15 protein-coding genes are annotated in these 13,007 nt (G+C 65.8%); 3 read left to right on the forward strand and 12 right to left on the reverse strand.

The window, feature by feature from the left end; translation table 11 throughout:
- Window positions 1-98 precede the first annotated feature (98 nt).
- Both HU748_RS04870 and HU748_RS04875 read right to left on the reverse strand, forming a co-directional pair.
- Window positions 99-308, reverse strand: coding sequence for a general stress protein (locus HU748_RS04870; RefSeq protein ID WP_186664517.1), 210 nt, complete (start codon window positions 306-308; stop codon window positions 99-101).
- Between the two features lie 178 nt (window positions 309-486).
- Window positions 487-1,038 (reverse strand): ATP-dependent Clp protease proteolytic subunit, encoded by a 552-nt coding sequence (locus HU748_RS04875; RefSeq protein WP_186710502.1) that lies wholly within the window; start codon window positions 1,036-1,038, stop codon window positions 487-489.
- A gap of 214 nt (window positions 1,039-1,252) precedes the next feature.
- Between HU748_RS04875 and HU748_RS04880 the strand changes: the two genes are divergently transcribed.
- The gene (locus HU748_RS04880; protein ID WP_054891430.1) at window positions 1,253-2,164 is read left to right on the forward strand and encodes a LysR substrate-binding domain-containing protein; all 912 of its coding nucleotides are present in this window, start codon (window positions 1,253-1,255) and stop codon (window positions 2,162-2,164) included.
- A 22-nt stretch (window positions 2,165-2,186) separates the two neighbouring features.
- Here HU748_RS04880 and madM read toward each other — a convergent pair whose 3' ends face one another.
- Genes madM through mdcA form a run of 9 tightly spaced genes read right to left on the reverse strand, consistent with a single transcriptional unit; the run spans window position 2,187 to window position 9,405 of the window.
- Window positions 2,187-2,951: a malonate transporter subunit MadM gene (gene madM, locus HU748_RS04885; protein WP_186710510.1), complete on the reverse strand. Its 765-nt coding sequence runs from the start codon at window positions 2,949-2,951 to the stop codon at window positions 2,187-2,189.
- Between the two features lies 1 nt (window position 2,952).
- Complete coding sequence (gene madL, locus HU748_RS04890; RefSeq protein WP_186664509.1) at window positions 2,953-3,375, reverse strand: malonate transporter subunit MadL; 423 nt, start codon at window positions 3,373-3,375, stop codon at window positions 2,953-2,955.
- A gap of 60 nt (window positions 3,376-3,435) precedes the next feature.
- Window positions 3,436-4,356, reverse strand: coding sequence for a malonate decarboxylase subunit epsilon (gene mdcH, locus HU748_RS04895; RefSeq protein WP_186719461.1), 921 nt, complete (start codon window positions 4,354-4,356; stop codon window positions 3,436-3,438).
- The gene (locus HU748_RS04900; RefSeq protein WP_186719462.1) at window positions 4,353-4,967 is read right to left on the reverse strand and encodes a malonate decarboxylase holo-ACP synthase; all 615 of its coding nucleotides are present in this window, start codon (window positions 4,965-4,967) and stop codon (window positions 4,353-4,355) included. The genes mdcH and HU748_RS04900 overlap by 4 nt, the downstream gene beginning before the upstream one ends.
- A 1-nt stretch (window position 4,968) precedes the next feature.
- Entirely contained in the window at window positions 4,969-5,760 is a 792-nt protein-coding gene (gene mdcE, locus HU748_RS04905) for a biotin-independent malonate decarboxylase subunit gamma (protein WP_186719463.1), read from the reverse strand.
- Window positions 5,760-6,605, reverse strand: a complete 846-nt coding sequence (locus HU748_RS04910) for a biotin-independent malonate decarboxylase subunit beta (protein WP_186710516.1) — start codon at window positions 6,603-6,605, stop codon at window positions 5,760-5,762. The genes mdcE and HU748_RS04910 overlap by 1 nt, the downstream gene beginning before the upstream one ends.
- Window positions 6,598-6,897: a malonate decarboxylase subunit delta gene (locus tag HU748_RS04915; protein ID WP_054891317.1), complete on the reverse strand. Its 300-nt coding sequence runs from the start codon at window positions 6,895-6,897 to the stop codon at window positions 6,598-6,600. The genes HU748_RS04910 and HU748_RS04915 overlap by 8 nt, the downstream gene beginning before the upstream one ends.
- 1 nt (window position 6,898) lies before the next feature.
- Window positions 6,899-7,744, reverse strand: coding sequence for a triphosphoribosyl-dephospho-CoA synthase (locus tag HU748_RS04920; RefSeq protein ID WP_186710518.1), 846 nt, complete (start codon window positions 7,742-7,744; stop codon window positions 6,899-6,901).
- The gene (gene mdcA / locus HU748_RS04925) at window positions 7,744-9,405 is read right to left on the reverse strand and encodes a malonate decarboxylase subunit alpha (protein ID WP_186719465.1); all 1,662 of its coding nucleotides are present in this window, start codon (window positions 9,403-9,405) and stop codon (window positions 7,744-7,746) included. Before mdcA ends, HU748_RS04920 begins: the two co-directional genes overlap by 1 nt.
- Window positions 9,406-9,721: 316 nt before the next feature.
- On the opposite strand from mdcA, the gene HU748_RS04930 reads away from it, so the two are divergent.
- Window positions 9,722-10,477 carry a PIG-L family deacetylase gene (locus tag HU748_RS04930; protein WP_186710522.1) on the forward strand — a complete coding sequence of 252 codons (756 nt, stop codon included), beginning with the start codon at window positions 9,722-9,724 and terminating at the stop codon, window positions 10,475-10,477.
- Between the two features lie 25 nt (window positions 10,478-10,502).
- Here the strand turns inward: HU748_RS04930 and HU748_RS04935 are convergent, their stop codons facing one another.
- Window positions 10,503-11,402, reverse strand: a complete 900-nt coding sequence (locus HU748_RS04935; RefSeq protein ID WP_186664492.1) for a helix-turn-helix domain-containing protein — start codon at window positions 11,400-11,402, stop codon at window positions 10,503-10,505.
- Between the two features lie 188 nt (window positions 11,403-11,590).
- Between HU748_RS04935 and HU748_RS04940 the strand changes: the two genes are divergently transcribed.
- Complete coding sequence (locus tag HU748_RS04940) at window positions 11,591-12,949, forward strand: glutamine synthetase family protein (RefSeq protein ID WP_054891312.1); 1,359 nt, start codon at window positions 11,591-11,593, stop codon at window positions 12,947-12,949.
- Window positions 12,950-13,007: the final 58 nt, after the last annotated feature.

Genomic DNA, 13,007 nt, shown 5'->3' on the forward strand with positions numbered 1-13,007 from the left:
TTGATTGATCAGAGTTTTCCGTGAAGATTCAAAAGATTGTCGAGCTCACTCGAAAACAGCGCCAAGGCTGCTTCGTCAGCGGCTGAGTAGCAGCGCAATCATGGGTTGCGGCCACTGCCGTGGCTGTTCTGGCCACCCCGGCGCCCGGCTTCGGAAGCCCGTGCTCGATCATTGGCGAAGTTGCCCCCGGAATTCTGGCCACCCTTCTGGCCAGCGCGGGAGGCCCGCTCGCGGTCGTTGGCGAAATTGCCAGGATTGGTTTCCTTGGTGCCACCGCGCTGGCTTGGGCGGTCCTGATCGTGTGCCATGTCGTTTCTCCTTTGGCGATCTGTGGCGCAAGGCGCGAATGCGCGCCTTACAAGAGTTCCGAACGGGCGTGTGACGATCTGCTCCATCGCGTTGCAGGGGAACTGACCGGCGGCGCTAAAAGGCAGGGCCATCGAACGCTTGTGCGCGAACCTGTGGGCCGCCGTACAACACGGGGCTTCAGGCGTGCACACTCCACTGCACCATATCCGCAGCGAGCGGCAGGTCATCGATGGCATGGATCATTCCGCTGGCCAGGGCCTCCCGTGGCCCTAGGATGCGTGGATAAGCCATCAGGTAACGCATCACATCCAGGTCCTCGGCCGAGCCTTGCGTACGTTCGGCGACGATCTCGGCATACAGGCGCAAGTCGTAGTCCAGGCTCATGGCGTACTCGGCCATGCGCGAGTGGTCCACCGAGCCGTGCAAGGTCCAATGGAACGGGTGGAAGAGGAACTTGCTGTACTGGCAGGCCGTACGATGGCTGCCTGCAAGAAACAGGATATTGCCCATCGACTCGACCGTGCCGAGGTTGTGGGTATGCACGGGCACCGGCTGGCCAAGCAGGAAGTTGTACAGCGTGAAGCCATAGCTGCATTCGCCGCCCATGGTGGCGATATTGATCTGCAACACCTCGGCGCCCTGCTGCACGGCACGTGAGCAGGTGTTGATCAGGTTGCCACAGGTCGAGGAATTGATCGGGCCAGTGAAATGAATGATGTGTCGGGCCATGCGTACCTCCAGGGGTCGTCCATCCAGGACGATGATTCAGTCGGGCGGCCGCTGCAGTGGGCCCGACATGCGGTGGAATCGTCCGGCCAGGCAAAGTTCCCCTGAAACACCCCGGCCGGCAGAAACCGTCAGCGTTGCGCCCCTGCGCAGGGCTGACGGGGTCGCGCCGTGCTGTGGCATTATCGACACTCCGACCGCCCGCGAGCGCCTGCGCATGCTGATCGACGAAGAACTGACCCTGAAGAAGCTCGAGACCTTTCTCGCCTTCATGCGCAGTGGCAACCTGGGCCGCGCCGCCAGCGAGCTGTCGACCAGCGCGGTCAGCGTGCACCGGGCGATCCACTCGCTGGAAAACGCCCTGCGCTGCCCGCTGTTCAAGCACGAAGGCCGCCAGCTGATCCCGCTGGAAAGCGCCTATGTGCTGGAGAAAAAGGCCCGGCAACTGCTGCAGGACGCCGAGCAGATGGTGCGCCAGACCCGCGAGGCCGCAGGTTTCTATGCCGAACGCTTTCGCCTGGGGGCGCTGTATTCGCTCACGGTCAAGACCGTGCCCAAGCTGGTCATGGGCCTGAAGCTGCGCCGCAGCGAGCTGAACATCGACCTCACCCTTGGCTCGAACGTCGACTTGCTGCACCGTCTCAAGAACCATGAACTGGACGCCATCCTGGTCTCGCTCGACGACAGCATCAACGATCCGGCCTGTGAACACCTGGCGCTGTTTTCCGACGATATCTTCCTGGCCGTGCCGACCGACTCGCCGTTCGCCGAGCAGGCCGAAGTCGACCTGGCGGACCTGGCCGACTCCACCTTCATCACCCTTACACAGGGTTTCGCCACCCACCGCGATGGCGCACGAGTCTTCGAACAGGCCGGCTTCGAACCGAAGGTGGCGATGCAAGTAAACGATATCTTCACCCTGCTGAGCATGGTCAGCTCGGGGGTCGGTTATGCCCTGCTGCCGGGCCGTATCGCCGCGGTGTACGAGAACCGCGTGCGCTTGATCGCGCTGCAACCGCGCTACCGGTTGCAGCAGCATATCGGTGCAGTGTTTCTCAAGGCGCGCGAGCGCGAGCCGAACCTGCTGGCGCTATTGGCCGAGTGCCGGATGTACAGTCGCGAAGGTTGAGAGCCCAGGCCGACTGTCCTCCTTATCCCACCAGGCCGCGTACACAGAAGTACAGGATCGACGGCCCCATCAGGCACCCCAGCCCGGTATGGAAAGTGGCGGTCAGCGCACCGTAGGGCACCAATCGCCGGTCCGTTGCCGCCAATCCGGCCGTCACCCCGGAAACGGTCCCGGCCAGGCCGCCGAACACCATCGCCGAGCGCGGGTTGTCCAAGGCCAGCAGGCGTGCCGACACCGGCGTGAACACCATCACCAGGATCGCCTTGATCAGGCCGGTCGCAATCGACAAGGCCATCACGTCAGAGCTTGCCCCCAGCGCCGCCCCGGTCACCGGCCCGACGATGTAGGTCACCGCGCCCGCGCCAATGGTGGTGATGCTGACCGCATCGCGATACCCAAACGCCCAGGCCACCGCCGCACCGACGATGAAGGGCAGCACAGTGCCCAGCAACAGTGCCACCGCACCAATCATCCCGGCCTTGCGCGCTTCGGTGGCCTGCACTTCGAAGGCGGTGGCGACAATGGCGAAATCGCGCAGCATCGCCCCGCCCATCAACCCGATCCCGGAAAACAGCGTGACGTCCGCCAGGCCTTTCTGCCCGCCGGTCAGGTTGCCGCCGATCCAGGCCAGCACCAAGCCGATGACGATGGCGATGGCAGAGCCGTGCACACGGCCGAAGGTCAGGTATTTGGAGAGCATCACCGATACCCACATCACCGCGCCGACGACGGCGAACGCGGTGATCAGGTCGTTGTGTTCCAGGGCTTTTTCAATGAGCGGCCACATATCAGCGACCTCCCGCAGGTGCAGGCTGCACCGAGGCTGGCGGCGCCGCGTCGAGCGCCGGCAGCGGCTCGCCGCGATGGCTGCGACTGATCAGCGCAATGGTCGCGCCGCACACCAGCACCGCGCCGACAGCGGCCACCACGGCCACGGGCCCGCCATGCAGGGCAGTGACCACATTCTGCTGGGCCGCCATGGCCACCACCACCGGGATGTACATCGCGCCCCAGAAACCGACCCCGAACTCGCATTCCTTGCTCATGCCACCCTTGCGGTGCATGTACAGCCGCGCACAGATCAGCAGGATCATGGCGATGCCGACCCCGCCCACATTGGATTTGACGCCCAACAGCACGCCCAGGAAGTCGCCGACGATGACGCCGGCCAGCGTGCACACCGCCAGCAGAGCCACACCATAGATGATCATTGTTGTTTTCCTCAGGTTGTATCGAAGTTGTTTGTTGTTGTCCTTCGAGCTACAGCGCGGTCATCGGTTGTCGGCCACCTCCTGACGCAACAGTGCATCGATGCTGTCCGCACGCGTGGATTCCACGCTCAGCACTTTTCCAGGTTCAAAGACTCGCCTCGCCAGGCCAGTGAGTACACTGCCCGGCGGCAGCTCAAGGTGCAGGCGCACACCGCGCTCCCAGGCGCTGCGCAGGGTCGCGCGCCAGTCGACGATGCGGGCCATGTTGCCGGCAAGGTCGTCGCGCAGGCGTGCCGGATCGAAAATCGGTCGTGCCGTGCTGGCGCTGAGGTAGGCGATGCGTGGGCGGCGCAACTCGACCTCGGCGAACGCCGCGGCCAGGGTGGCCGCCGGGGCCGCCAGCAAAGGGCAATGGGACGGCACGCTGACCGCCAGGCGCCGAGCCACGCCCTGCCCTAGGCTGCGCGCACGCGTGGCGACTGCCACCATCGCGGCGTCGCTGCCGGCGATGACGATCTGGTTGTCGCTGTTGAGGTTGGCGAGGTAGGCCTCACCTCCAACCGCATCCAGCAAACCCTCGACACTGGTCAGGTCGAGGCCGCTCAAGGCGGTCATGCCATAGCCTGTCGGATAGGCCTCCTGCATCAGCTCTCCACGCAGCGATACCAGGCGCACGGCGTCCTCCAACGCCAACGCCTCGGCGCTGACTGCCGCGGCGTAGGCACCGATCGACAGCCCGGCCACATACCCCGGCGCCGGACTGCGTTGCATCAGCCAGCGCGCCCAGGCCACGCCGGTCAACAGCAGGCACAACTGCACGGCACGGGTATGGCGCAAGGCCTCGGCGCTGTCGAGCATCAGCACCTGCTCGCCCAGTGCCTCGCTGGCCGCTTCGAGCAGGCCCGAACTGCCCTCTGGCAGGCGATGAAGCATCCCCACCTGCTGGGCGCCCTGCCCCGGGAACGCGAACAGGCTGCTCATGCCGCATCCTCCTGCAGTTGCCACGGATCGCTCACCAGGCGCGCGCCAGTCGCCGACTTGAGCAGCACCCGACGCGCCCCGCTGGCCCATTCACGCAAGGCAACCGCGCCCTGGGGCGTTTCCAATTGCGCATCGACGCGACAGGCCGCGCCTTCCAACTGTTTCAGCAGTCGAGCGGCCTGCTCACGAGGTATCGACACAGGGGCACGCAGCAGCAGATCAAGATCGCTGCCAGCGTGCAGCACCTCGATCCCCGTCGCGAGCTGGAAACCCGTGCTGCCGGTAGGTCCCCACAGCCACTCGCGATCGTTCAACCAAGCGCTGACCTGCGATAGCGCACGCAAGGCTGGCGACGACAACTCGACCTCTCCGCGCAGTGCTTCGGGGCTGACCCGGTGCTCGATGTCCGCCACGCGCATCTGCCAGGCAAAACGCTGCTCGCGCCCTCGCCCGCGCAGCCCGACCGCCACCCCGCCCGGCGCCAAGAGGGCCCGGCGCACAACCACCGGCTCGCCGGCCGCCAATACCGAACGCGCCCAGGCAGGCGCATCGGCAGGCAGCATGGCCGGGGTCATGCCCCAGAGCAGGTCGTGTGGGCGCGGGGCGTACATCTCAGGCCTCCTGCCATTGGCTGCGCAGGCGCTGACGCACCTCGCGCGAGGCGCTGCGATGCTCGCCGTCCAGGCGGCTACGCAGGTCAGTGGTGTCGCCAATGTCGCGCACGGCATCGATCAGGCTGGCGCGCACCTGTGCCAGGTCCTGGGCGGTCGGCGCCTGCGCGTTATCCACGACAAGACGCGTGTGCAGCAACCCCAATGAGGCGTAGCTTTTCAGGTCGTAGGCCATCGGCGGCACTTCGGCGGCCAAGGCTTCCAGGTCCTCGACGCTGCGCAGGGTGATGCGCGCCGCCGCCGCCTTGCCCATGGCATGCACCATGACGCCACTGTCATCCAGCGCGATCAGGCGTTGCGCCTGGTAGCCGTGGGCAAGAAACGCCCCGGACATCGCCTTGCCCACCAGCAGCCCGATCACCGGATGCCCGGCCAGACGCGCCTGGGCGTAGGCCTCCACCGCACCGGCCAGGGCCTGGTGAATGCCCAGCGCTTCCTCACGCCGCCCGTAGGCCTGGCTGGGCACATCGATCAGCGCAACCACCACGCGTTTCTCACCTTCGCGGTCGGCGTCCACCGCCTCGGCGACCGCCTTGGCAAGGCCCCAGCCTTCCAGCAGGCCGACTTCGCCGGCACGGGCCCGGGCAAAGGGATTGTGCACATCGGGCACCACGGCGATAAAGCGCGCCAGGCGATTGTCCAGTTCGCCATCGACCACCTGCACCGAGGCGGGAAAACCTGGCAGCGGCTCGCCGCTGGCAAGGCCCTGCAACCAGTTCTGGGCACGGTTCATCAGGCATCTCCTTGATACAGGGCACGCACGGCGGCGGCATCGAGTTGCGGGCAGTCGTCGCCCAGTTGCGCCAGGCGCTCGAGAAACCATTGATGGCGGCTGGCACGCTGCGCAGAGGGTGCGGCCAGCAACGCCAGCAACTGGCTGCGGATCGCCTCGACGTCATCGGCGACGTAGGCGTCCACCAAGCCGCTGGCGTGACGCTGCTCGCCACCGGTGAGGCTCCAGATGAAAGGCCGGTCACGCGAATCGTATTCACCAATCCCCGCTTCCTGCTCGATCACCTGTGGGCCATTGAGGCCCAGACGTGCTTCGCGGGTTACCAGCAGGTGACTGCACAGCCCGGCAGCAATGGACATGCCGCCGAAGCAGCCGACTGAACCCGCGATCACGCCAACGACCGGTTGGTGGGCGCGCAGTTCGACGATCGCGGCCTGGATCTCGGCAATCGCCGCCAGGCCCAGGTTGGCCTCCTGCAGACGCACGCCACCGGTCTCGAGCAGCAGCACGGCGCAGGTGGGGATGCCGTTACGGTTGTCTTCGGCGGCCAGTTCCAAGGCGCCGGCGATCTTCGCGCCCCCCACCTCGCCCATGCTGCCGCCCTGGAACCCGCCTTCGATGGCCGCCACCACGGCGGGACGCCCGGCGAGCTTGCCCTTGGCGATGACCACGCCGTCATCGGCCTGCGGCACAATGCCCTGGCGTGGCAGCCAGGGCGACATCAGGCGATCGAAGGGGCCGAGCAGCTCGCGGAAACTGCCCGTGTCGAGCAGGGCCCGGGCACGCTGTCGAGCGCCCAGCTCGACGAAACTGCGGCTGTGCAGCAGGCGTTCGCTATCAGTCATGGCCGATCTCCTCGAAGCCTTGTTCCAGGCGCAGGCGCACCACGCCGGGGGTGGCACCGAAATCATGGATGTCGATCTTCAGCGCAGGCAAACTGCGGCCGTCGAACAGGCGCTGGAACAACTGGCTCCAGCGGGCCTGGCTGCCGTTGACCGAGGTCACCACCTGGATGTCGAGGCTGCCGGCCTGGCCGGGCTCGATCAGCACCTCCAGGTCGCCGGAGCTGACGCAGCCGACCAGGGCGCGGCCACGGCCCGGTTGTGCGGCGGGGAATTGAAAGTTCAGGGTTTCCATGTCACAGGCTCCCGGCTTTGTCGAGGAACAGGCAGGCGGCCAGCAGATCAGCGGCACCGCCTGGAGAGGCATTGAGTTGCAGCAGGCGAGCCTCCAGGGCGCGCAGTTGACGGCGACCCGCCAAGCTGGCGCTGCCGCCTGCGTCGAGCACCGCGCGGGCTCCTTGCTGCAGGGCATCCAGACCTTGCTCGCCGGCGCGCCAGAGCACGCAGGTGTCGCTCAGCGAAGCCATGATCGCCAGCAGTGCATCCAGGCGCGCATGGGTCTCGCTGGCGCCCGCGGCGCGGCTACGCCGAAGTTGCGGCAGGCCGTGACCGGTGATCGCCGGAAAGCCTTGCTGGGCCTGCTCGCGGGCGCCACCCGCACCATAGCGGCGGCGCACCTGAATGCCGTGGCTGTCCTGTACAGGAGCGGCCGGATCGGCGATCAGCGCAAGGCGCCCGGCACGTGCGGCAAGGGTATGTGGATCGCTGCTCACCGGGCTCAGCGCCCGCGCCGCAACCAGCAGCCCCAGCGCCCAGATCGCACCCCGGTGGGTATTGACCCCGGCCGTGGTGGCAAGCATCGCTGCCTCGCCTTCACGCCCAAGGCGTCCAAGCTCTGCGCGCAGCGGCGCCGCGATCTCGCCATGGCGTTGCGCGGCCTCGGCCATCTGTCGCAAGCACGGCCATAGCGACAGCGCCGAGGCGTGCATCAAGGCCAGGTTCATGTCGCCATGGGCGCCACTGCCACGGCGGTCCACCAGCCCAGGCTTGGGCGAGAGGTCGGCCTCGTCGATCAAGGCTTCGACGGCCAGGTCGGCCAACTGATCCGGCAAGGCCAGGGGCTGTATGCAAAGTGCTTTCATCACCAGCTCCTGAAGCGTGCGGGCGGGTTGTACAGGCCACCGGACCATTCCACGAGGTCGGCGATGCTGCGTGCGGCGAGCAACTCACGGCTGGCGTCGGTGCGGCGGATGCCCAGGTCTTCGGGCAAGGCCACCAAGCCTTCGCGGCGCAGGCGCTCGGTATCCTTGGGGTCATGGCGCAGGCCAATGGCGGTAACCCCGGCCACCGCCGCGATCATCTGCTGGCGCTCCTGCAGACTGCGCGCCTTGTACAGGTAGGCGATGCCCTCTTCGGTGAGCAGGTGGGTCACGTCATCGCCATAGATCATCACCGGCGCCAACGGCATGCCGGCCTTCTTCGCCACCTCGACCGCATCCAGGGTTTCGACGAAGGTGGGTTTGCCGCCCTCCTGGTAGGTCTCGACCATCTGCACCACCAGCTTGCGCCCACGTTCGAGCAGGGTTTCGGGCACGGTCATGTCCAGCCAGGCCGGGGTCGCGTGGCGCCGCCCGCGCGGGTCGTGGCCCATGTTGGGTGCGCCGCCAAAGCCAGCCAGGCGGCCACGGGTGACCGTCGAGGAATGGCCGTCGCCATCGACCTGCAAGGTGGCGCCGATGAACAGGTCCACCGCGTACTGCCCCGCCAGCTGGCACATCAGCCGGTTGGAGCGCATCGAACCGTCGCGCCCGGTGAAGAACACATCCGGACGCTGGGCGATGTAGTCTTCCATGCCCAGCTCAGTGCCGAAGCAGTGCACGCTCTGGACCCAGCCGGTCTCGATGGCCGGGATCAGCGTTGGATGAGGGTTGAGGGTCCAGTTGCGGCAGATCTTGCCCTTCAGCCCCAGCGACTCGCCGTAGGTCGGCAGGATCAGCTCGATGGCGGCGGTATTGAAGCCGATGCCGTGGTTGAGCGACTGCACCTGGTGTTTTTCATAGATGCCGCGGATCGCCATCATCGCCATGAGCACATGCACCGGCTTGATATGACGCGGGTCGCGGGTGAACAGCGGCTCGATGTAGAACGGCTGGTCGGCGACCACCACGAAGTCGATCCAAGAGGCTGGGATGTCCACCCTGGGCAGGTCGTCGACATGCTCCACCAACTGGTTGACCTGGGCGATGACGATGCCGTCGCTGAACGCCGTGGGCTCGACCAGCGCCGGGGTGTCCTCGGTGCTGGGGCCGGTGTAGAGGTTGCCATCGCGGTCGGCAGTGAAGCCTGCGACCAGCGTGACATTGGGGATCAGGTCCACCAGCAGGCGCGAATAGAGTTCGATGTAGGTGTGGATGGCGCCGACTTCGAGCAGACCGTCTTCGAGCAACTGGCCGATGCGCTGGCTCTGGGGGCCGGCGAAGGAGAAATCGAGCTTGCGGGCGATGCCGCGTTCGAACAGGTCCAGGTGCTCGGCGCGGCTGACGCTGGGCATGATCAGGTGCAGGTCATGGAGGCGGCCAGGGTCGGCCTTGGCCAGCGAGCGCGAAAGAAAGTCCGCCTGCTTCTGGTTGTTGCCTTCGAGCACCACTCGATCACCCGGGGCGATCAGCAGTTCGAGGGCCTCGACGATCCGCTCGGTGGGCAGCACCACGCCATCGGCGAGGTGACGCACCCGCTCGAGACGGCGCTGCTTTTCGGCGCGCCTTCTCGACCATTGCGGCGGTGGATTCTTCGTTGTGGTCATTGGTGACTCCACGGGTTCGCTGTCGTGGGGTGACCTTAGGCCTGCGGGGTGGGGGGCATCAATCAAGCACGGTGGTTATTCGTTACGCTGAGCGTAAAGGTTTGGCCACGAGGTGCCATCACTGCAGCCCGCGCCCACGTCAAACCCGCCTAACATTCAGATCGTGTAGCGCCAGCTTTTTTGAACTCTCCCCTCACCCTCTCCCTCAATCATTCTGAGACCCGGGAATCTCGCCGAAACCCGCCATGACCAAGCCGCCGCAGAATACCCGCGCCTGGATTGGTTTGAGTCGACTGACAGCAGGAGCTTGGCAACGATGAACGAGCGCATGATCCAGGCTGACGCGGGAACCCCCTGGAGCGAATGGCAGAAATCCGCGCACCTGGCCCGGGCCGCCTGGATCACCCCCGAACAACTGTGCCCGCCGGGCCGGCGCCTGGTGTTGGTAGCGCCGCATCCGGATGACGAGGTGCTCATGGCGGGCGGATTATTGAGTTACTTCCATGGCCGCGAGCAGGACCTCGTGCTCATCTCTGCCACCGACGGCGAAGGCAGCCACCCAGGCTCGGCTAAATGGAGCGAACGACGCCTGCGTCACCAGCGCCCGCTGGAAAGCCGCCATGCCTTGCAGCAGCTCGATCTGCGGGTCGCGGATCTGGATTGGCGACGGCTGAACCTCAAGGACGGTGCCCTGCCCCGCGATGAGGCCTTCCTGGTCAATCACTTGAGCCAGTTGCTGCAACCCGGCGACCTGCTGATGTGCCCCTGGCGCCACGACGGTCATTGCGACCATGACGCGGTGGGCCGTGCCTGCGCACAGGCCGCCCAGGCGCGTGGTGCAACGCTTGCCGAAGCGCCGATATGGGCGTGGCGCTGGTCGACGCCGGACGATCCTCGGCTACCTTGGCAACGCGCGCGTCGTATCCAGCTCGACGAAGCCAGCCTCGCGCGCAAGCGCCAGGCCATTGCTGCCCATGTCAGTCAGATGGAGGCGGATGCGGACACGCCGCCCGTGGTGCCGCAACAGCTGCTGGAATGCCTGCTGCAGCCTTTTGAGCTGGTCTTTATCTGACAGCCAACCTCTCGCAGATGCCCCTTCAGCGCCCGCGCTTGAGCGTCTCGCTCGGCAACTCGCGGAACAACTGGCGATAGCTCTCGGAAAACCGCCCCAGGTGCCAGAATGACCAACGCATCGCCACTTCCGCTACCGTCACGTCGCTGGCGCCGCGCAGCAGGTCGCGGCGCGCACCGTTGAGTCGGCGCAGACGCAGCCAATGCGCCGGGGGCATGCCGGTAAAGGCCTTGAAGGCCTCCTGCAATTGACGCAACGACACCCCGGCCACCTGCGCCAGTTCCATGAGATTGAGCGTTTCTTCCGGGCAGTCCGCCGCCCATTCGCTGACCCGCTGCATGATCGCCCGCTCTTCACCGCGCTTGCCCAGTGCCTGGCCCTGCAGGCGCTGGCAGGCGTTGTCGAGGATGAACAGGCAGTCATCGAGCAGTTGCTCGGCCAAGGCCTGCCCTTCAAGCGGGCAGTCAGCCTGCGCCAGGCGTGTCAGGGTCGCGCTCAGCCAACTGCCGAACAGGGCATTCTGGCCGCTGCCCAGCGGAACCATGAACAGCCCCTGCAGACGCTCCAGATCCAGGCCGTGGCGCTGCAGGAACGGTTGGTCGAACACCACCGCCACTTCCTGGTAGTTCTCCGGGGTGATCCAGATGTTGCGGCTTTGCTCGTTGAGCAGGTACAGGCTGTTCTCGACCTGGTCGAAACAGAAGGTCAACGAACCGCTTGGCGCGCGGAAGAACTGTTCGACGCGGGTGTTCAGGCGCTCTTCGTACACCTCGACGCCATCGAGCCCCAGGCAGCGCAACTGACCGCTGAAATGCCCGGGCGACATCTGCCGGTATTGCTGCTGCCAACCGGGCGTGGCGCGAACCTGCTCGGTGACATCGGTGGTGTTGAAGGCCTGGACCTGCAAGGCGTTTTGCGTATTCACGCGGCGTCCTATATGCACTCTTTTGGTGCATTGATTGACGGAGAAAACGGATAGATAGCCCCGGGGGGCTGCGCCCAAGATAGTCCTCAGCGTGACCTGTGGGAAGTGGCTTCGTGCAACGGCGTGCAATACCAGCACACGGCGCACGGCCTGCGTACCCACCACCAAAACCCAACCAAGAGGTCTGTATGAACGCCCCCTTCGATCAGCTGTCCGCCTGGCTGAAAGAACACCGGATCACCGAAGTCGAATGCGTGGTCAGTGACCTGACCGGCATTGCCCGCGGCAAGATCGCCCCGACCAACAAGTTCCTCAACGAGCGTGGCATGCGCCTGCCCGAGAGTGTGCTGCTGCAGACCGTCACCGGCGACTTCGTCGATGACGACATCTACTACGGCCTGCTCGATCCGGCCGACATCGACATGATCTGCCGCCCCGATCCTGCGGCGGTGTACCAGATCCCTTGGGCGATCGAACCGACCGCCATCGTCATCCACGACACCTTCGACAAGCACGGCAACCCCATCGAACTGTCGCCACGCAACGTCCTGAAGAAAGTCCTCAAACTCTACGCCGACAAGGGCTGGCAGCCGATCGTTGCGCCCGAGATGGAGTTCTACCTCACCCAGCGCTGCGAAGACCCGGACCTGCCACTGCAGGCGCCACTGGGCCGTTCGGGCCGCGCCGAAAGTGGCCGACAGTCGTTCTCCATCGATGCTGCGAACGAATTCGACCCGCTGTTCGAGGACGTCTACGACTGGTGCGAAATCCAGTGCCTGGACCTGGACACGCTGATCCACGAAGACGGCCCGGCACAGATGGAGATCAACTTCCGTCACGGCGACGCCCTGGACCTGGCCGACCAGATCACCGTGTTCAAGCGCACCATGCGCGAGGCGGCGCTCAAGCACAATGTCACCGCCACCTTCATGGCCAAGCCGATCACCGACGAGCCGGGCAGTGCCATGCACCTGCACCAGAGCGTGGTCGACATCGCCACCGGCAAGCCGGTGTTCGCCAATGAAGACGGCAGCATGAGCGAGCTGTTCCTGCACCACATCGGCGGCCTGCAGAAGTACATCCCCAAGGTGCTGCCGATGTTCGCGCCGAACGTCAACTCGTTCCGCCGCTTCCTGCCAGATACCTCGGCACCGGTGAACGTGGAATGGGGCGAGGAAAACCGCACCGCCGGCCTGCGCGTCCCGACCTCCAGCCCCGAGGCGATGCGGGTCGAGAACCGTCTGCCGGGCGCCGATGCCAACCCTTACCTGGCGATCGCCGCGAGCCTGCTGTGCGGCTACCTGGGCATGATCGAGAAGATCGAGCCGAGCGCGCCGGTACAGGGCCGCGCCTACGAGCGTCGCAACCTGCGCCTGCCGATCACCATCGAGGATGCGCTGCAGCACATGGAAGACTGCAAGGTCCTGGAAGACTACCTGGGGCGCCAGTTCGTCCAGGGCTACGTTGCGGTCAAGCGCGCCGAGCATGAGAACTTCAAGCGGGTGATCAGCTCCTGGGAGCGCGAGTTCCTGCTGCTGAGCGTCTGACCCCACGGAGGGTGCCTGCGGGAGCGGCTGCTCCCGCAGGCAACGCGCTGCCCTGCTT

The organism is Pseudomonas sp. RW3S2, assembly GCF_014268955.1.
Classification (GTDB): domain Bacteria; phylum Pseudomonadota; class Gammaproteobacteria; order Pseudomonadales; family Pseudomonadaceae; genus Aquipseudomonas; species Aquipseudomonas wayambapalatensis.